Source organism: Undibacterium sp. GW821-FHT11B02, from assembly GCF_058808955.1.
On sequence record NZ_JBXASD010000002.1, the window covers coordinates 24538 to 44287 of the forward strand.

Annotated in this window: 14 protein-coding genes; 7 read left to right on the plus strand and 7 right to left on the minus strand. The window is 48.2% G+C overall.

The genetic code is table 11. The features are described 5' to 3' along the window. Positions 1 to 52 precede the first annotated feature (52 nt). Entirely contained in the window at positions 53 to 1108 is a 1056-nt protein-coding gene (locus AC1RVX_RS03385; RefSeq protein WP_493215175.1) for an NAD-dependent epimerase/dehydratase family protein, read from the plus strand. On the opposite strand, the gene AC1RVX_RS03390 is transcribed toward AC1RVX_RS03385, so the two are convergent. The 6 genes from AC1RVX_RS03390 to urtA form a co-directional block, all read right to left on the minus strand. After that, positions 1052 to 1930 (minus strand): urease accessory protein UreD, encoded by an 879-nt coding sequence (locus AC1RVX_RS03390; RefSeq protein WP_493215176.1) that lies wholly within the window; start codon positions 1928 to 1930, stop codon positions 1052 to 1054. The two genes, AC1RVX_RS03385 and AC1RVX_RS03390, sit on opposite strands and share 57 nt — an antisense overlap. A gap of 28 nt (positions 1931 to 1958) precedes the next feature. Beyond that, positions 1959 to 2657, minus strand: a complete 699-nt coding sequence (gene urtE / locus AC1RVX_RS03395; protein ID WP_493215177.1) for an urea ABC transporter ATP-binding subunit UrtE — start codon at positions 2655 to 2657, stop codon at positions 1959 to 1961. A gap of 11 nt (positions 2658 to 2668) precedes the next feature. Further along, on the minus strand, positions 2669 to 3523 hold the full coding sequence (urtD, locus tag AC1RVX_RS03400) for an urea ABC transporter ATP-binding protein UrtD (RefSeq protein WP_493215178.1): 855 nt from the start codon (positions 3521 to 3523) through the stop codon (positions 2669 to 2671). Beyond that, positions 3520 to 4611, minus strand: coding sequence for an urea ABC transporter permease subunit UrtC (urtC, locus tag AC1RVX_RS03405; protein WP_493215179.1), 1092 nt, complete (start codon positions 4609 to 4611; stop codon positions 3520 to 3522). Before urtC ends, urtD begins: the two co-directional genes overlap by 4 nt. An 8-nt stretch (positions 4612 to 4619) precedes the next feature. Then, positions 4620 to 6218 (minus strand): urea ABC transporter permease subunit UrtB, encoded by a 1599-nt coding sequence (gene urtB / locus AC1RVX_RS03410; protein WP_493215180.1) that lies wholly within the window; start codon positions 6216 to 6218, stop codon positions 4620 to 4622. 124 nt (positions 6219 to 6342) lie between these two features. Next, positions 6343 to 7596: an urea ABC transporter substrate-binding protein gene (gene urtA, locus AC1RVX_RS03415; protein WP_493215181.1), complete on the minus strand. Its 1254-nt coding sequence runs from the start codon at positions 7594 to 7596 to the stop codon at positions 6343 to 6345. 638 nt (positions 7597 to 8234) lie between these two features. Here urtA and AC1RVX_RS03420 point away from each other — a divergent pair. The 5 genes from AC1RVX_RS03420 (at position 8235) to AC1RVX_RS03440 (ending at position 14666) form a co-directional block, all read left to right on the plus strand. Then, entirely contained in the window at positions 8235 to 9560 is a 1326-nt protein-coding gene (locus AC1RVX_RS03420; protein ID WP_493215182.1) for an ATP-binding protein, read from the plus strand. Between the two features lie 67 nt (positions 9561 to 9627). After that, on the plus strand, positions 9628 to 11223 hold the full coding sequence (locus tag AC1RVX_RS03425; protein ID WP_493215183.1) for an EAL domain-containing protein: 1596 nt from the start codon (positions 9628 to 9630) through the stop codon (positions 11221 to 11223). 91 nt (positions 11224 to 11314) lie between these two features. Next, positions 11315 to 12826, plus strand: coding sequence for an ATP-binding protein (locus tag AC1RVX_RS03430; protein ID WP_493215184.1), 1512 nt, complete (start codon positions 11315 to 11317; stop codon positions 12824 to 12826). Beyond that, positions 12823 to 14136 (plus strand): response regulator c-di-GMP phosphodiesterase, NosR family, encoded by a 1314-nt coding sequence (gene nosR, locus AC1RVX_RS03435; protein ID WP_493215185.1) that lies wholly within the window; start codon positions 12823 to 12825, stop codon positions 14134 to 14136. Before AC1RVX_RS03430 ends, nosR begins: the two co-directional genes overlap by 4 nt. Continuing rightward, positions 14136 to 14666: a response regulator gene (locus AC1RVX_RS03440; protein WP_493215186.1), complete on the plus strand. Its 531-nt coding sequence runs from the start codon at positions 14136 to 14138 to the stop codon at positions 14664 to 14666. The genes nosR and AC1RVX_RS03440 overlap by 1 nt, the downstream gene beginning before the upstream one ends. 55 nt (positions 14667 to 14721) lie before the next feature. Here AC1RVX_RS03440 and AC1RVX_RS03445 read toward each other — a convergent pair whose 3' ends face one another. After that, positions 14722 to 15405 carry an alpha/beta fold hydrolase gene (locus AC1RVX_RS03445; protein ID WP_493215187.1) on the minus strand — a complete coding sequence of 228 codons (684 nt, stop codon included), beginning with the start codon at positions 15403 to 15405 and terminating at the stop codon, positions 14722 to 14724. Between the two features lie 164 nt (positions 15406 to 15569). Between AC1RVX_RS03445 and AC1RVX_RS03450 the strand changes: the two genes are divergently transcribed. Beyond that, complete coding sequence (locus AC1RVX_RS03450) at positions 15570 to 19631, plus strand: Pls/PosA family non-ribosomal peptide synthetase (RefSeq protein WP_493215188.1); 4062 nt, start codon at positions 15570 to 15572, stop codon at positions 19629 to 19631. Positions 19632 to 19750: the final 119 nt, after the last annotated feature.

Here is a 19750-nt window from a genome sequence, read left to right on the forward strand (position 1 = left end):
CTCGACCAAGATACACAATGACTACATCAACCAACCGACAGGGAGTATCAAAATGAACCAGCAAACTTCAGGCAATATCCAGAACAACAAGCAAGCACTGGTTTTAGGTGCAACCGGCGGCATAGGCGGTGAAGTGGCACGACTGCTGATGCAACGCGGCTGGCAAGTGACAAGCCTGCATCGCCATCCTGAGCAAGTAAAGGATAAAACTGCGGCCCACATCTGGTTGACTGGCGATGTGATGGTGCAAGAAGATGTCATGCGTGCAGCCGAGGGGAAATCCGTCATCGTTCATGCAGTCAACCCACCCGGATATCGCGACTGGGAGAAACTGGTACTACCAATGATGGACAACACCGTCGCCGCAGCAAAAGCCTGTGGTGCACGCATACTCTTACCTGGCACTGTGTATAATTTTGGCCCAGATACCTTCCCGCTGATCGCAGAAAATGCAGCACAATTCCCAATTACCAAAAAAGGGAAAATCCGGGTTGAAATGGAACACCGTTTGCGTCTGGCCGCCAGCAAGGGTGTGAAATCCCTGATTGTCAGGGCCGGTGATTTTTTTGGCCCCAAGGCAGCCAACAACTGGTTTTCACAAGGGCTGGTAACGCCGGGTAAAGCCGTCAACGTCGTCCGCTACCCCGGCAGTGCGGGCACGGGCCATCAATGGGCTTACCTGCCAGACGTGGCAGAAACCATGGTGCGTCTGCTGGAACGTGAAAACGAACTGGACAATTTCGCTCGCTTCCACATGGAAGGTCATTGGGATCATAATGGCCAGCAAATGATCGCCGCCATAGGCCGTGTCATTGCCCAGCCGGCGTTAAAGGCGAGCTGGTTTCCCTGGCCCTTGTTTTACTTGCTGGCACCCTTCCAGCAAACCTTCAAAGAGATGCTGGAGATGCGCTATTTGTGGCGCACGCCAGTCAAGCTATCGAATCAGGCACTATTGGATTTTTTAGGTGAAGAACCACGCACACCGCTAGATGTGGCAGTTCGTTCCAGCCTGGCTGGTCTGGGTTGTATGAGCCCTGATGTATCTTACGAATCAGGTATTCCAGATGCGCGGGATTATAGCGTCGCGCCCAATCACAACAGGGCGTAAATGCTGCCACACCAACTGCAGCCAATGCCGGGCAACCTCGCTGGAGTTGCCCAGGTAGCGTGCAACAATGACAGACTTCATTTGCGTGACACCAAATAGGGCATCCGCTTCACGTGCAGACAGTAAGGCTGTAGTTTGCTCACGCAAAACCTGCAATTGTTCGCTGGATAGCATGGCCCCAGAAGCCAGTACCATCGCCGATACCGATTTACCGTTCAAGCCCAAAGGGCTTTGCATGGCAGAGCTGCCACCTTGCAGGCTACCCTGCTCATGCCAGATCATTTTGTCTTCACGATAAATTGTGCAATGTTGCCCGATCTTGCCGCTGTTATAGGTTTCGCCAGAGGCAGTACGGCCAAAGCAAAAAATATCTGCAGTAATCAGCCTCGCATCTGCAGCCAGATGGATGGTTTGGTGCAAGTCGACACAGGCATCATCAAAAAAGATGGTCTCTTGCGGCAACCATTCGAGCCTCGCACCTGCATCAAGTTTCAGGCTGATATGTTGTTCTGACGTGTAGCCGTTGCTGCGATACCATTTGGCCGCACCCGGTGTGGTCACCAGCGCATGGGTGTCAGTGGCAAGGTTGGCGGCTATCTTTAACTGATCGCCCCCCACTACCCCACCTGGAGGATGGATGATGATGGCATGGCAAACGGCATCGCCTTCGGGATACAGTGGTTTTTGAACACGCAGAGGGCCGCTGTGTTTGCGTTCCGTCAGGCGAGTGACATCCACATCCCTGCTAAAACCCAGTTGCAGGCTGGCTTGCCAGTGTGATTTGGTGGTGCTTGAAGTTAGTACAGGACTACAGACATCCATATTCAGCTAGCGATAGATAAAAACTGCACTATACCGCCAGATGCCGCTTGACGTCATCACCATCCATCAATTCCTGGCCACCACTGGCAACCACTTCACCGCGCGACAGCACAACAAAATGATCGGCCAGTTCACGGGCGAAATCAAAATACTGCTCGCACAGCAAGATGCCAATGTCGCCGCGTTCACGCAATAAACGGATGACGCGACCGATGTCTTTGATGATGGAAGGTTGTATGCCTTCGGTAGGTTCGTCAAGAATGATCAGTTTGGGCTCGGCCAGCAAGGCGCGGGCAATGGCGAGCTGTTGTTGTTGACCACCCGATAAATCGCCGCCACGCCTGTGCAGCATTTCTTTCAGCACGGGAAAAAGCTGATACACCTCATCCTTGATTTTACCTGCCTTGCGGGCGGGCAGATTGGCCATGCCCATGAGCAGGTTTTCTTCTACGGTCAGGCTTGCAAAAATCTCCCGGCCTTGCGGCACATAGGCAATCCCTGCCCTTGAACGTTCATGCGGCGACAGCTTATTGATATCGCGACCTTCAAAAGTGACCGTGCCTTCGGTGACAGGTAGTACACCCATCAGGCATTTCAGCAAACTGGTTTTGCCGACGCCATTGCGCCCCAGCAAAGCCATGCATTCCCCTTTTTTCAGAGACAATGAAACACCACGCAAGGTGTGGCTGGAGCCGTAATGCTGATGTAATTGTTTGACTTCAAGCATGCTCAATATCCTTAGCGTCCCAGATAGACTTCAATGACGCGTTCATCTGCCTGTACCTGCGACATGGTGCCCTCTGCTAGCACGGCCCCCTCATGCAATACCGTAACTTTGCCCTGCTGAGCGATTTCGGTGACAAAGCCCATATCATGCTCGACCACCATGATGGAATGCTTGCCACGCAATTCATTGAGCAATTCGGCAGTACGTGCTGTTTCTGCATCTGACATGCCGGCCACCGGTTCATCCAGCAAGATCAATTGCGGTTCCTGCATCAGCAACATGCCGATTTCCAGCCACTGCTTCTGGCCATGCGATAACAGGCCAGCTGGTCTACTCTCTTGCCCATCCAGGCGTATCAATTGCAAAATAGCAGCTATCTTGTCTTTCTGTTCGCAGTTCAAACGGGCAAACAGCGTGGTCTTGACGCGCTTGTCCATTTTCATGGCCAGTTCAAGATTCTCGAATACGCTATGCTGCTCAAACACGGTCGGGCGTTGAAACTTGCGGCCTATGCCGGCATGGGCGATATCCACTTCGCTCATGCGTGTCAGATCCATGGTCTGACCAAAGAATGCGGTGCCGGATGTGGGCCGGGTTTTGCCGGTGATCACATCCATCATGGTGGTTTTACCGGCACCATTGGGGCCGATGATGCAACGCAGTTCGCCCACCGAAATATCCAGGTTCAGATTATTGATGGCCTTGAAACCGTCAAATGAAACCACGATATCTTCCAGATACAAGATTGCACCGTGGGTGGTATCCACCCCTTCCGGTTTGATACGGCCATAAGATACGCCCTGGTCGCCGGTTTCGCTATCGTATTGCTGCCCTGGCCGCAAGACGCCACTCATCACGTAACTCATACGGGCTCCTGCTGTTTTTTGAATTTACCAGCCAAACCCAATACACCTTGTTGCATGAACAGCGTCACCAGGATGAACAACAGACCTAATGCATATAGCCACAAGTCTGGGAATGCAGCAGTAAACCAGCTCTTCAGCCCATTGACAGTAAAGGCACCGATGATAGGCCCCAGCAAGGTACCTCGCCCACCCACTGCAGCCCAGATCACCATTTCTATGGAATTAGCTGGCGACATTTCAGATGGGTTGATGATGCCCACCTGCGGCACATACAAGGCACCAGCAATACCGCACAGTATGGCGGACAGCGTCCAGACAAACAGCTTGAACCACAAGGGGTTGTAACCAATGAACATCAGACGTGATTCAGAATCACGCACCGCTTGCAAAACACGCCCCAGTTTGGAAGTCACTATCCAACGGCACAGGAAAAGTGCTGACAGCAAAATCAGTAAAGTGATCAGATATAAGGCGGCCTTGGTGCCAGGTGCAGTAATAGTAAAACCCAGAATACGCTTGAAGTCAGTGAAGCCGTTGTTGCCGCCAAAACCGGTGTTATTGCGGAAAAACAGCAACATGAAGGCAAATGTCATCGCCTGGGTAATGATGGAGAAATACACACCCTTGATGCGGGAACGAAAAGCAAAAAACCCAAAAATAAAGGCCAGCACACCAGGCACCAGTACCACCAGCGCCATGCAATACCAGAAACTATCGGTCATGGACCAATACCAGGGATAGGTTTTCCAGTCCAGGAAAACCATGAAGTCAGGCAGATTGCTTTGATAAACACCTTCACGGCCAATCGCACGCATCAGATACATGCCGTGTGCGTAAGCCCCCAGCGCGAAAAATACACCATGCCCTAAAGACAGTATACCGGTATAACCCCATACCAGATCCAGCGCCAATGCCGCCAGGGCATAACACATGAATTTACCGACCAGGGCGATGGTGTAGCTGGAAATATGCAAGGCATGACCAGCAGGAAAACTCAGATTAAGGATGGGCAACAACACAGCAATCACTGCGCAAATCACAATACCAGTCCAGGCAGGTTTGGAAAACAGACCTTTCATTGTAGTCATAGTTGAGCTCATTCCACGCTCCTGCCTTTGAGCGCAAACAAGCCTTGCGGTCTGCGTTGTATGAAAATGATGATGAATACCAGAATGACGATCTTGGCCATGACTGCACCGGCCACAGGTTCCAGAAATTTATTCACCTCACCCAGGCCAAAAGCAGCGATGACTGTACCAGCCAACTGCCCCACCCCGCCCAGTACCACCACCATGAAGGAATCAACAATATAGTTTTGCCCCAGATCAGGGCCGACATTACCCAATTGCGACAAGGCCACTCCCCCTAACCCTGCGATACCTGAACCAAGCCCAAAAGTCAGCATGTCGATCTTGCCGGTAGCCACGCCTACACAATCTGCCATGCGACGGTTTTGCGTGACGGCACGAACGAACAAACCAAGCCGGGTTTTATTCAACAATAACCAGACCGCAAACACGACGAACAAGGCAAAGAAAATAATGATGATGCGATTGTAAGACAGCACCAACGAACCAAGTACCGTAATACCACCCGACATCCAGGCTGGATTGGCGACTTCGACATTTTGCGCGCCAAAAATGGAACGCACGGCCTGCATCAGCATCAGGCTGATACCCCAGGTGCATAACAAGGTTTCCAACGGTCGGCCATATAACCAGCGTATGACTGTCCTCTCCAGCAAAATACCGACTGTAGCAGAGACCAGGAAAGCCGCTGGCAAAGCCAGTAATAAATAAGCATCCAGCGCACCAGGCATGAACTTGCGAAACAGCATCTGGCAGGCATAGGTGGTGTACGCACCTATCATCAGCAATTCGCCATGCGCCATATTGATGATGCCCATCAGACCAAAAGTGATTGCCAGGCCTAGCGCTGCCAGCAGCAGCACACTGCCCAGCGACACGCCATAAAAAAGGTTGCCAACAAATTCCATCCGCGCCAGACGGCCATCAATAGCGTTCAAGGTATTGGCAGCTTCCAGTCGTATGCTGGCATCGGTTTCGTTGTAGCTGCCATCGGGATTTTGTGCCAGCATTTTTTGCAGCACAGGTTTTAAATTGGGATTCGGGCTATCCAGCAAAGCTTTGACGGCTGCCTTGCGCACTACCGGGTCACTAGCTTGAAGGTTGGCGGTTGCAATCAGCATTTGCAGCCGGGATTTGATTTCGCTATCGTTTTCTTTCAGATAGGCTTTGTTCAACAATGGTAACTGCTCTGGCGTTGCTTCTTTCTCCAGGGCTGTAGCAGCAACGAGGCGGGTATTTTTATCCGGGGAAAAGAGTTTCAAGCCTGACAGCGCGCTGTCAAGTGCAGCACGCAAACGGTTGTTGATGGTGATTGCCTCGGCATCATCCGGCAATTTCTGCATTTTGCCATTGGCAAGGTCTTTGGCCTGTTCACCGTCAACCAGGTAGACGACAGCATCCTTGGCGAATAGTTGTTCATTTTTGAGAGCAGTCAATACTTCTACAGCTTCTTCATTACCCATGGCGGCAATGGAATTGACGGCAACAATGCGTGCATCAGGGTCATCACCTGACAGTGCCGACAAGAACTTGCCATCGATAGCCGCGTGCGCACTCAGGCTGAACACGAGCAGGACGATGCTCGTGCAGATTTTACGAAATGTCATAGGCAACCAGGTCAAGAATGGAAAAATTCCGGAACAGCACTCAAGGCAACAGCTATCCTGACCAGCTATTCAGCCAGTCAGCCCAACTACGCCGCGACCATGAGTGCCTGCGTTATTCCTTCAATTACAGTTTTTGCTTGCCTTCATTGCCGGGGATATACGGGCTCCATGGTTGGGCACGAATCGGTGCCTTGGTTTTGTAGACCACGCTGAACTGACCGTCAGCCTTGATCTCGCCAATCATGACTGGCTTGTGCAAATGGTGATTGGTTTTATCCATCATTAATTCAAAGCCGGATGGCGCCTTGAAAGTCTGCCCACCCATAGCGGCGATGACCTTGTCGGTGTCGGTGGACTTGGCTTTTTCCACTGCCTGCTTCCACATATAGATACCAACATAAGTCGCTTCCATAGGATCGTTGGTGACGACCGTGGCTGCATTAGGCAGTTTTTTGGCGGCAGCATAGTCTTTCCATTTCTTGATGAATTCAGTATTCACTGGATTTTTCACAGACTCAAAGTAATTCCAGGCTGCCAGATGGCCGACCAGGGGTTTGGCATCCACACCGCGCAATTCTTCTTCACCAACAGAGAATGCGACGACAGGCACATCCGTTGCCTTCAGACCGGCATTGCCAAGTTCTTTATAGAACGGCACGTTGGAGTCGCCATTGATGGTGGAAATAACCGCAGTTTTGCCGCCTGCAGCAAATTTCTTGATATTGGCAACGATGGTCTGGTAATCAGAATGACCGAACGGTGTATACACTTCATCGATATCGGTATCCTTGACACCCTTGCTATGCAAGAACGCACGCAGGATTTTGTTGGTCGTGCGTGGATACACATAATCTGTACCCAACAAGACAAAACGCTTGGCACCACCACCCTCTTTCGACATCAGGTATTCAGTGGCTGGAATCGCTTGCTGATTCGGTGCTGCACCTGTGTAGAAAACGTTTTTCTCCAGCTCTTCACCTTCGTACTGAACTGGGTAAAACAGCAGGCTATTGAGTTCCTTGAACACTGGCAGTACAGATTTACGGGACACCGATGTCCAGCAACCAAATACAACAGATACTTTGTCTTGTGATACCAGTTGGCGGGCTTTTTCGGCAAACAACGGCCAGTTGGATGCAGGGTCAACAACCACCGCTTCCAGCTTTTTGCCCATGACACCACCTTTAGCATTGATTTCATCAATCGTCATCAAGGCTACATCTTTTAGCGATGTCTCCGAGATTGCCATAGTGCCAGACAGGGAATGCAGAATGCCGACCTTGATGGTATCGGCGGCCTGTGCCTGCGAGATCCAGCCGGAAGTGGCCAAAGTCATTGCGGCAAGTGCAGTTGCTTTCAAAACAGTACGACGTGACATGTTTTCTCCTGGTAGTGGTGAGGTCATGGAACAAAAAACTGCAAGCTTCTCACTACAGATAGCAGATAACGTGCCACCTCCCTCATCACGACAAAGGCACTCAACAAGATGACTGAAGCGACGTGTTAGCGATCAATCGCACAGCCATTTGTTCAATGTAAACTGCGCCCTTTCAATATCGACAGCACCACAAAAACCAACCAAAATGGGGAGAATTGTTTTTCAATATATTTTTAAAATATAAACTCCACATTTCAGTGCGCGATTGCCCTTAAATTGTGCAGAAAACAACGCAAAAATATAATTGCCTCATTTTCAATCATTAATTATCAACGCGATATTTCATCGAAAAATGGCGTCAACTCAATTCGTCATGAGCAAAATGAGTAAATGAAATTGAAAAATTTGTCACCAAGCAATTGATTTTATTGACTTATCCACAAGCATAAAAAGTTCTCAATAGCACTTATCTATCCACACAAGACAATTCCATGAAAATTAAATAATTTCCAGATGGAAATTCGATAAGAAAAAAGAAACAATATTTATGGCCACCTGCATGCTTATTGTTCTAATATGTAGTCATAAGGGAATTAAAAAAAATAATACTTATCATCACTTTTCCTGCGTCGGTGATTATGATCAATCAATTTGATGAATTCAGCATTCTCCCACCGGCGGCGGGCACAGCCGCAGCACCAGACTCGGCCGCAAGCCTTTCTACTGACGCCCGGTTGCAATACCTGATAGACAATACTCCGGCTATTATCTATAGCAGCGTACCTACAGGCGATTTCAAAATGACTTTCGTCAGTAACAATGCGCTGCATGTACTTGGCTATCAACCAGAAGAAATGGTAGCTGACCCGAATTTCTGGTTCGACCATATTCATCCTGAAGATGTCCCACAAATTTTTTCCAGCATTGCGAAACTGTTTACCGAGGGAGAGCGTACTTACGAATACCGCTTCATGAGTAAAGCCGGTCGATATGTGTGGATGCACGATATGCTGAGGCTGATTCGTGACAAAGACGGTAACCCCCTGGAAGTGGTTGGATCCTTGACGGACATTACCAAGCGCAAGGAAATGGAGGAAGACCTATTCAAGAAGGGTGAAGAACAACGACTTTTGATCGGAAAATTGCAAGAAGCACATGAGCAGCTTTTGCAATCCGAAAAAATGGCATCAGTCGGTCAGTTGGCCGCCGGTATTGCGCACGAAATCAACAATCCCATAGGTTTCGTCAACTCCAACATTGGCAGCCTGCAAAATTATGTAGAACAATTATTTGACGTCATTAGTAATTATGAAGACTTGATAAAACAGGCACAAACACCTGACCAGGCTAGCAGCAAGATGAATGACATCAGGAAAAAAGCTGACCTTGAGTTTTTAAAAGAAGATATACAAGATCTGGTCCGGGAATCCATGGATGGTCTTAAGCGTGTCAAGGATATTGTTCAATCACTCAAGGACTTTTCGCATGTGGGTGAAACTGAATGGCAAGAAGCCGACATTCATCAAGGCATAGACAGCACCTTGAACATCGTTAAAAACGAAATCAAGTACAAGGCCAACGTCGTTAAAGAATATGGGAAACTGCCGTTGGTCAAATGCATCATTTCACAAATCAATCAGGTTGTCATGAACTTGTTGGTGAATGCCTCGCATGCGATCAAGGAAAACGGCATCATCAAGGTCAGTACAGGATGTGACAAGGATATGGTCTGGATAAAGGTACTTGATACCGGCAGCGGCATCCCGCCTGAAAACCTGAATCGTATTTTTGAACCCTTTTTCACTACCAAGCCCGTAGGTAGCGGCACCGGCCTGGGCCTTTCCCTTTCGTACGGCATTATCAAAAATCACGGAGGCAGAATTGATGTAAGCAGTGTGTTAGGAAAAGGTACTTGCTTTACAATCTGGCTCCCATTGCATCAAGAAAATCAAACGACACAGTAACCAGCGTCCATGCCCTTAGTAACAATGCTGTGCATGGTCAGCATAATGTGAGATCAATCAAATGGATATGGCGAATGAACTTCGACTCGCGATTGCCGGCAATGAATTGCAGTTACATTACCAACCCAAGGCAGATTTACAAACCGGTTTACTCGTCGGCGTGGAAGCATTATTACGCTGGAATCATGTGACCTATGGTGCCGTTCCCCCTTCTTTATTCATACCGATTGCGGAAGAATCTGATCTCATTATTCAGTTGGGTGATTGGGTAATCAGGCAAGCTTGCATAGATATCAACGATTGGAAAATTACCAATTCTGATGTTCCGTGTGTAGCCATCAACATCTCACCTAAGCAGTTGCAGGACACCGGGTTCAGTGTCCGCTTGTCTGAAATTCTGCAAAGCATGCAGGTAACATCAGATCAAATTTCCCTGGAAATTACTGAAAGCATACTTATGCATCGCGATAGCGGCATAGATCAAGTCTTCAGGGATTTCAAGCAGCAAGGCTACAAACTCTCGCTTGACGACTTTGGTACTGGCTATTCAGCACTTAGTTATCTTAAACACTTTCCGTTTGACTACGTCAAGATCGATCAGTCTTTTGTTCAGGAGTTACCACATAATTCAGACGATGCATCCATTTCCAGAGCGGTCATTTCCATGGCGCATAGCATGGGCATTAAAGTCATCGCTGAGGGCGTGGAAACAGAAGCGCAATGTAAATTCCTTAGCGATAATATGTGTGATCAGATTCAAGGGCACTTCTTTTCTGTTCCCCTGTCATCTGTACAAATGGCTGTTTTCCTGAAAGAGGGCCTGGTATTGGATAAACACTTGCTACGTATGGGAAAACCAGATCGCACATTGTTGCTGGTCGATGACGAGCCGAATATACTAAGTGCGCTGAAACGCTTGTTACGTAGGGATGATTACCATATCCTCACCGCTGGTGGTGGACAGGAGGGTTTGGATATCCTGGAAAAAAATAGAGTCGACGTCATCATTTCCGATCAGCGCATGCCTTCGATGACTGGCGTGGAGTTCTTGCGTAGCGCAAAAAAACTGTACCCGGATACCATACGTATCATTCTGTCCGGCTACACTGAACTGCAATACATTACTGATGCCATTAATGAAGGTGCCATATACAAGTTTCTGACCAAACCTTGGGACGATGAGTTGATACGGGCCAATATCCGTGAAGCTTTTCATTACAAGGAAATGGAAGATGAAAACCGGTATCTGAATCTGCAAATACAAACCAAGAATCAGGAATTGGTGACTGCAAATCGCCAATTGGCCGAATTACTTCAGCAAAAACAAAAACAAATCAATCTTGGTGAGTTGAGTTTAAGTATTGTTCGTGAAGTATTGCAATATGTTCCCCTCCCTATTATCGCCGTCGATGATGAAAACATGGTGGTATTTATCAATAGCTCTGCCGAGCAGATTATTCCAGAATCACGATTGGATTTGGGATGTCAGATTGAGTACCTGATTCCAGATGTCGGTATAGGTATCGAGAAAATTTCGGAAGGACTATGGTTCCCAGTCAATGTGTACCAACAACCATTTCATGCTCAATGGAAAAATACGGGTGAAAAAAATAAACCCAGCGGAAAAATCGTCATGCTGATTGATGATCATATGCGCCACTAAAATACAACTGGTGAAAATAATGAACGTTACCCGACTATCACTTTATAACACCGTCATAGCTTGCCGAACGAAATGAAGAACTGGTGAAAAAATGAGTAAAGAGTTTCCCTTACAAGAACAAATTGGCTCCGGCAATGCTTTTCCAGAAAGACAGAAGGTGGATACGTTTGCACTCAATACCATGGGTATTGAGCTGGCACAATTTCTTGACAGTAGCCCTGTCCCAACGTTTGTGATCGATTCCAATCACGTTATTACCCACTGGAATAAGGCTTGCGAATTTATCCTTGGTCATTCCGCTGCCAGTATGGTATCCACGCGCAATCAATGGAAAGCCTTTTACCGTGAGAGCCGTCCAGTTCTGGCAGACCTGGTTTTAGCTGGTGACGATATTGTCGTCAATAAATTTTACAAAAATAAATTTACCTCTTCTCAACTCATACCCGGTGCTTACGAAGCAATCGATTTTTTCCCAGATTTACACGAACACGGCCTGTGGCTGCATTTTACTGCTGCCCCACTGTATAACCAGGAAGGAAGAATCGTCGGTGCTATTGAAACTCTGGAAGATATAACGGAGCGTTGCGACGCTGAAAACGCTTTGCGCCAGGCACACAACAATCTTGAAAACCTGGTTAAAAAACGCACCTTGCAACTCGCTGATACGAATAACAGGCTGGAATCAGATATCAAACAAAGGGAGGCAATAGAAAGTGAATTGGTAAGACGCAATTCTGAACTTACCGAACTTAATGCCAAACTATCCATGGCACAAGAGCAGTTGCTGCAATCTGAAAAACTGGCTTCAATTGGGCAACTTGCTGCCGGTGTTGCTCATGAGATCAATAATCCCATAGGTTATATTTTTTCAAATTTCGCCACACTGGAAAGCTACATCAAAGACCTGTTCAGTATCATCAAGGCTTATGAAGCATCCGAGCTGCATATCGCCGACGCAAAGACAAAAAATGAACTGGCCCATATCAAGGAAGAAAAAGAACTCTCCTTTTTGAAGGAGGATATTCCTGAACTTGTACTACAATCGCGCGAAGGCATAGAGCGGGTGCGTAAGATCGTCCAGGATTTAAAGGACTTTTCAAGGGTGGATTCTCAACAGGAATGGCAATGGACGAATATACATCAAGGCATAGATTCTACTTTGAACATAGTCAATAATGAGATCAAATATAAGGCAGATATCATCAAAGAATATGGTGACATACCCGATGTCGAATGTCTGGCTTCACAAATCAATCAGGTCATCATGAATCTGGTTGTGAACGCATCCCACGCTATTGGTCCTGACAGAGGGGAAATCATCATTCGAACCAGTCGCGATAACGATCATGTATTGATAGAAGTGGCAGATAACGGCAGCGGCATCCCCAAAGAAAATCTGAATCGCATTTTTGATCCTTTTTTTACCACCAAACCGGTAGGCAAAGGAACAGGATTGGGCTTATCCCTGTCATACGGCATTATTCAAAAACATGCCGGGAAAATTAGTGTCAACAGTGAAATCGGCAAAGGTACCAGCTTTCTTATCAGCTTACCGATCCGGCACGTTGAGGATGAGCAAGAAGACGAAGGTAGCAAAACATGATTGGAGAGATCGAACCAGAACACACGCCAGTACTGCTTTTCGTCGATGATGAACCGAATATTCTTTCATCTCTGCGCAGGCTGTTCAGGCCACACTCGTACAAGATACTGATCGCCAATGGTGGTCAGGAAGGCTTGGACATACTTGAAAAAGAAGCGGTTGACCTGGTTATTTCCGATATGCGTATGCCAGTCATGGACGGGGCCGTATTTTTGACCCATGTCAGAGCCCGTTGGCCAGATACCATACGCTTATTGCTGACCGGCTACGCAGATATGCAATCGACTATCGATGCAATCAATCGTGGTGAAATTTATCGCTACATTACCAAGCCCTGGGATGACAATGACATTGTCCTGGTCGTAAAGCAGGCACTGGAGCGTAAAGCACTGGAACAAGAAAAGAAACGCCTGGAAGAATTAACATCCAGACAGAACGAAGAACTGAAATCACTCAATGCCACTCTGGAAATAAAGGTTGACGAACGTACTGCCGATTTAAAAAAGGCACATGAATCCTTATTGCAAGCAAACGATAAATTAAAAAATAATTTTCTGACATCCATTAAAGTATTTTCCAGTGTAGTCGAAATGCGCGGTGGAAAATTGGTGGGCCATTCCAGAAGAGTCGCTGATCTGTGCAGAAACATTGCCAGGAAATTAAATTTGGATACGCGCGAAATCCAGGAAGTTTTTGTTGCTGCACTATTGGCAGATATAGGGAAAATCGGCTTTTCCGATGAATTATTGGAAACACCAGTCAATCAAATGAATGGCGAACAACTGGGGCAATTCCATAAACATACTCTACGGGCAGAACAGTTATTGATGCCTTTGCAGGATTTGCAAGGTACTGCAAAAATCATCCGGTCCCAGCATGAACGTTTTGATGGCCGTGGTTTTCCTGATGGGCTGCAAGGAGAAAAAATACCTTTGGGTGCCCGTATTCTGGCAGTTGCAGGCGACTATGATAACCTTCAGAATGGCAGCCTGGTACCACGACGTGTGCGCATGGAAGATGCGCAAGCATTGATCATTCGTGGCGCGGGCAATCGTTATGATGAAAAAGTCGTTAAAGCATTTAAACAGATTGTCACCAATCAAAGTGACGATATTGATGATAAAGAAGTCAGCATACCCCACCTGCAGATTGGCATGGTCCTTTCAGCAGACGTCATTTCAAAGGACGGCATGCTTTTGCTGCCCGCAGAATATGTACTCGACCAGCATGTCATCGATAAGTTGTCATTGTTCGATCATCCCGGAAATGCTAAATTGACGGTAAGAGTTTACAGTAACAGGAGAAAATAATGCTTAGAATCTTATTGCTGGATGATGAACAGAATGTACTGTTGGCATTGCAAAGAAGCCTGAAAAGCACTGCTAAAGAAACAGAAATGAAGATAGACCTGTTCAATTCCCCTTCCGAAGCGCTGAAACGCCTTGGAGATACTGCCTTTGACTTTATTGTCTCTGACTATCACATGCCGGAAATGAATGGCATACAATTTTTGTCTGCTGCAAAAAAAATGCAACCTGATGCCATACGTATGATGCTGAGCGCCTCTGCAGAATTTAAAACTATTCTCGGTGCCATCAACGATGCAGAAGTATTTCGTTATATCGCCAAGCCATGGGATCAGGATGAGTTAATCGAAACCATCAAACTGGCGACTGTACGCCGCCAACAAATAGTAGAAGAACATCGTCTGGCAGATGAATTGCGCCTGCAACGCGGTATGATCACACCGCAGGAAGAAGCCATGAAACGACTGGAAGAAACCGATCCAGGTATTACCAAAGTAAAATGGGGCCCGGATGGCTCAGTTTTGCTGGATTGATTAACATGAAATATGTATCAATCTACCTGCTCATATTGGTAGCGATGTTTTTGCATTAATGCAGCCAACTTACTGAAATAACATCTACTAATTCTTCGGTTTTTGCTTGCAATAGAAAATGAGGTGCATCAAATTCGTACAAGCTTATTGATGGCAAGTACTGCGCAATTTCCTTGTATGCTGAAAACGGCACGACCCGGTCTTGTATGGCACGCAAATACAGTATCGGTGTGTTGATGTTGGATAATCGCTGCCTCACGTCAACTTGCAAAACACTGTTCATCCTGCGCTTCAGCACATCAGGCGATACTTTGGCAAGCGCATTGACCAATAGCTTGTGTAATTCTGCATTCGAGAATTTACCCAGTAACAGATAGCTAAACAACCCCACAGGCATCAAGCCGACAGGCAAGAATGGAAGCAGATGCCTTAGCCAAGCAAGGCCAGGCCGAGGGTTGCTGGCAAAACTTGCGCACAATATCAGCGCACGAAGTCGTACGGGTCGACTCGCGGCGATGGAGATGGCGATCGGCCCGGAAAACGACTCCCCAAGCAATACATACTCTTCATCTGTCGGTAAATAAGTACGGGCCACTTTTTCCAGCGCTGCATAATCCAATACCTGATCAACAGGATAAGTAACGACAATCAATTTACATCTGCCATTCAATGCCTTGCGCAGAGGTTCATAAAGTGTGCCGGTACCATCCATGCCAGGCAATAATACGATCGTCATCATGCTAGTGAATCCATTTCATGGCAGCGGGTATAAAAACAAGACGATTCATTTATCAAAATGTTAAAATCCCTATCTTAGTTGCGATTTCTCAACATGAGAAAGTATTTGGCGTAAACACGCAAAATTTAGCCTATATTAAGTGACCTTTCTCTTTTGAATTTTTTATGCATTCGTTTAGCAGCACAATAGCAAACCCAGAAATTTTATATGGCGAGCAAAGACCCGATTTTTTACGTGATGAAGTGCTGGCAGATCTGTTGGAAGCAAGCGCAGCAGCGTTTCCCGACAAGATTGCACTCATCGCAGGCGAGCAAAGCCTTAGTTATCACCAGTTAAACGAGCATGCTGATCGTGTTGCTTCTGTTTTAATCACTGCAGGCGTACGCCCGGGACATATAGTCGGGTTGTGGCTGCCACGCGGCATCAATTTGCTGATCATGCAAGCCGCAATCGCCAAATCAGGAGCTGCCTGGCTGCCTTTTGATGCTGACACGCCAATTGATCGTATCGCAGTTTGCCTGCAGGATGCCAATGCCTTTGGCATCGTCAGTTGCCAGGCATTTGCCGATTCTCTGAACAGTCTCACCTTCACCACATGGCTGGCGGAAGATTTGCTGGCACCGACTGAAGCAGCCTTGCTGAAACGCGGCCCGGTTAAAGGCACAGATCCGGCCTATGTGATTTACACTTCTGGCTCCACGGGCAAGCCCAAGGGCATACTGGTTAATCAGAGCAGTATTTGCCACTTCCTGCGCAGTGAAAATCATGTGCTGGGTATACGTAATGATGACCGGGTCTATCAGGGTTTTTCATTGGCATTTGATATGTCTTTTGAAGAAATCTGGATCAGTTATCTGGTGGGGGCAACTTTATGGCTGGCCCCCAAAGAAATTACAGCAGATCCGGATGCTTTGCCACTGGCGCTGAATGCAAATCATATTACGGTCTTGCATGCAGTACCCACCCTGCTTGCCCTGTTCACGCATGAAGTCGATAGTCTGCGCCTGATCAATCTGGGGGGGGAGATGTGTCCCGAGGTACTGGTCAAACGCTGGTCAAAGCCAGGGCGGCAGATGTTCAATACCTATGGTCCAACCGAAGCCAGTGTCTCTGCCAGCCTGGCCAGACTGCAAGCAGACCAGGTGGTGAATATAGGCAAACCTTTGCCGAATTATTCCCTGTTGGTGATTGCGACCGATGCGGAAAACGGCTTACGCCTGCTGCCTGCGGGCGAAACTGGCGAGCTTTGCATTTCCGGCCCGGGTGTGGCGATAGGTTATCTGGGACGGCCAGATTTGACGGCAGAAAAATTTCTGCCCAATCCCTGGGCCAGCCACCCGCATGAAGAGAGGTTGTACCGCACTGGTGACCTGGCCTGTTTTAACGCAGACGGTACAGTTCAGTGCCTGGGGCGGGCGGATGATCAGGTAAAAATCCGTGGTTTCCGGGTTGAACTGGGCGAGATTGAATCCGTACTCGCCAAACAGGCTGGTGTTGGTGCTGTGGCCGTGGTGCTACGCAAAGAAGATGAAATAGACCAGATCGTTGCCTTTATTGTCAATGATCAATTGCCTGCTGATGCCGACGCAGAAGCTTTTGCCCGGCACGCAGCCGATTTGCGTGCCACTTTGGGTAAAGCCTTGCCTGTGTATATGGTACCGACACGGTTTGAATATTTGCCTGAAATGCCCAGGCTGACCTCGGGCAAGATTGACCGCAATACCCTGAAAAAAATTGAATTGGTGAAGCTGGCCGCGAATCATGATTCTGATATTGCCGAAACAGCGACGGAAGAAGTCTTATTCCCTGCCCTGGCCAGTCTGTTCCCCGGTCAGGCGATTCGTCGCTCTTCTGATTTTTTTACTGACCTGGGTGGCCATTCGTTAATGGCAGCCAAGCTGGTTTCCATTTTACGCAAGCATCCACAATTTGCGTATTTCAGAATCAGTGATGTTTATCAGCATCGCACCATTTTCAAGCTGCTGGCTGCGCTGGAAAGTGCCAGTCAAGCCCAGGCCATAGCGGCAACTACAGCGGCAACATCTGGCACCAGTAAACCGGTATGGACCCACGCCCCCGACTGGAAGCGCTGGCTGTGTGGGCTAGGCCAGGCCATCGCCATACCCTGGCTGGTGGCAATGCGTATGGTACAGTGGCTGGCACCCTTTTTTGCCTACCATTTCTTTACTGGTGATCCTGACGATTCCATTGCCAGAGCGATGGCCTTGTCGGTGGGTGTATTCCTGTTACTGACCCTGGCCGAATTTGCCGTCGCCATTGCTGGCAAATGGCTGATTGCCGGCCGCCTGAAAGCTGGACGTTATCCTCTGTGGGGCTGGACCTATTATCGCTGGTGGCTGGCTGACCGGCTGGTGGAGGCAGCACCGGCATACATGCTCAGCGGTTCATCCCTGTATGCATGGTGGTTGCGTGCACTGGGAGCCAGAATAGGTTCCGACGTAGTGATAGGTTCGATGACTTTACGTGCACCTGATCTTTTACAGATTGGCGATCGTTGCAATATTGGCAATGCCAGCAATTTTGAAAATGCCCGCGTACAGCGCGGCGAACTATTACTGGGAAACATTTCCATGGGCAATGAAGCCTATGTCGGCTCCTATGCAGTACTGGAAGGCGATGTGAAAATTGAAGCTGGTGGCCATCTTGAAGGACAGTCTGCCCTGAGCAGCGGCCAGGTCATCCCTGCATTGCGTATCTGGAAAGGTTCGCCGGCAAGGGATGTGGGTGCGTTTGATCCGCAGATCTACCCACCCAGACCAGAGGTGTCTGCCTTACGCTTAACGGGTGAAACGATATTTTTTGTGTTTGGCTCTTTATTAATCAGCGCATTGTTTTTCATGCCGGTATTCCCCAGCTTTGTAACCATAGACTGGTTTGATAATTCTGAATTATTCCCTGCTCTGCAAAGCAATTCCGTGATTTTTCAACTGGTGAAGTATTTCCTGCTGGCCTTCCCGGCGACAGCGGTACTGATCGTTTGCACGGCACTATTGTCAGCTGGCATACGCTGGAGTATTTTGCCAACCTTAAAACAGGGTAATTATCCTGTACACGGCAATACTTATTGTGGCAAGTGGCTGGTGAACCAGATACAGGAATCAAGTCTGAATGTCTTGCACGGTGTGTATGCCACGGTTTATGCGCCGTTCTGGTACCGTCTGTTAGGTGCCAAAGTGGGGCGTGGTGCCGAGATTTCAACGGCGCTGGGTGTGGTACCTGATATGCTGACGCTGGGGGATGACACCTTTATTGCCGATGCAGTATTGCTGGGGGATGAGCAAATAGACGGTGGCTGGATGAGCATGCACCCTACTGTCATTTCACGTCGCAGCTTTGTCGGCAATGGTGCGTATATACCGGATGGCACCATACTGCCGGAAAATGTACTTATCGGTGTGCATACCAGTGCACCATCCAATCAGCAAATGCATGAAGGCGACACCTGGCTGGGTTCGCCAGCAATTCATTTACCTGCACGTGAAGAAACCAAAGGCTTCCCGGAAAACCTGACCTTCCGTCCGTCAGCGATCCGTCGCATAGGGCGTGGTTTGATTGAGGCGTTCCGCATCATTGCGCCGCATGCCATGGTGATTGCCGTGGGCTACACCATCGTTCTGGATTTGATGCCTTTGGCCGGTGACGACCGCTGGAGTGAAGTCTTGTATTATCTGGTGGTAGCTGGTCTGTTATATGGCGTAGGCAGTTTTGTCTTTGTTCTGGTGCTGAAATGGTTGCTTATTTTCCGTTACAAGAAGAGCAGCGTTCCCATGTGGACGCCGTTTGTCTGGTTGTCAGAAGGTATTACCAATCTGTATGAAGGGATAGCTGTTCCAAATTTCATGCGGTATTTGCGTGGCACACCCTGGCTGCCAGTGGTATTCAATATGCTGGGCTGCAAAATCGGACGTGGTGTTTATATGGACACTACCGACATTACCGAATTTGATTGCGTCAGTATTGGTTCCTATAGCGAAATCAATGCCCTGGCCTGTCCGCAAACCCATTTGTTTGAAGATCGCGTCATGAAAATTGATCATGTCAGCATCGGTGAGCGCGTATACATGGGGCCACGCAGTTCCGTCTTGTATAGCGCAGTGGTGGCAGACGATGCCAGCCTGGGTGCACTGACACTGGTCATGAAAGGGGAATTCATACCGGCGGGCTCAAGCTGGCATGGCTGTCCAGCTGCCATGACAGGGGCATGATCCAATTGATCAGCTGATTTATTGCACCTGCTCTTGTACGCCCTGGCTTGTCATAAAACAAAATGGCAAGCCAGGAATTACAGTATTTGCTTTCAATCTACAGAGGTGGCCAGAGCAAC

Excerpts from the sequence above, each read along its gene's own strand:
- AC1RVX_RS03420 (WP_493215182.1), top strand. The coding sequence starts at position 8,235 with ATGATCAATCAATTTGATGAATTCAGCATTCTCCCACCGGCGGCGGGC.
- urtA (WP_493215181.1), bottom strand. The coding sequence starts at position 7,596 with ATGTCACGTCGTACTGTTTTGAAAGCAACTGCACTTGCCGCAATGACT.
- nosR (WP_493215185.1), top strand. The coding sequence starts at position 12,823 with ATGATTGGAGAGATCGAACCAGAACACACGCCAGTACTGCTTTTCGTC.
- AC1RVX_RS03450 (WP_493215188.1), top strand. The coding sequence starts at position 15,570 with ATGCATTCGTTTAGCAGCACAATAGCAAACCCAGAAATTTTATATGGC.
- AC1RVX_RS03385 (WP_493215175.1), top strand. The coding sequence starts at position 53 with ATGAACCAGCAAACTTCAGGCAATATCCAGAACAACAAGCAAGCACTG.
- urtB (WP_493215180.1), bottom strand. The coding sequence starts at position 6,218 with ATGACATTTCGTAAAATCTGCACGAGCATCGTCCTGCTCGTGTTCAGC.
- AC1RVX_RS03440 (WP_493215186.1), top strand. The coding sequence starts at position 14,136 with ATGCTTAGAATCTTATTGCTGGATGATGAACAGAATGTACTGTTGGCA.
- AC1RVX_RS03425 (WP_493215183.1), top strand. The coding sequence starts at position 9,628 with ATGGCGAATGAACTTCGACTCGCGATTGCCGGCAATGAATTGCAGTTA.
- urtE (WP_493215177.1), bottom strand. The coding sequence starts at position 2,657 with ATGCTTGAAGTCAAACAATTACATCAGCATTACGGCTCCAGCCACACC.
- AC1RVX_RS03445 (WP_493215187.1), bottom strand. The coding sequence starts at position 15,405 with ATGATGACGATCGTATTATTGCCTGGCATGGATGGTACCGGCACACTT.
- AC1RVX_RS03430 (WP_493215184.1), top strand. The coding sequence starts at position 11,315 with ATGAGTAAAGAGTTTCCCTTACAAGAACAAATTGGCTCCGGCAATGCT.
- AC1RVX_RS03390 (WP_493215176.1), bottom strand. The coding sequence starts at position 1,930 with ATGGATGTCTGTAGTCCTGTACTAACTTCAAGCACCACCAAATCACAC.
- urtC (WP_493215179.1), bottom strand. The coding sequence starts at position 4,611 with ATGACTACAATGAAAGGTCTGTTTTCCAAACCTGCCTGGACTGGTATT.
- urtD (WP_493215178.1), bottom strand. The coding sequence starts at position 3,523 with ATGAGTTACGTGATGAGTGGCGTCTTGCGGCCAGGGCAGCAATACGAT.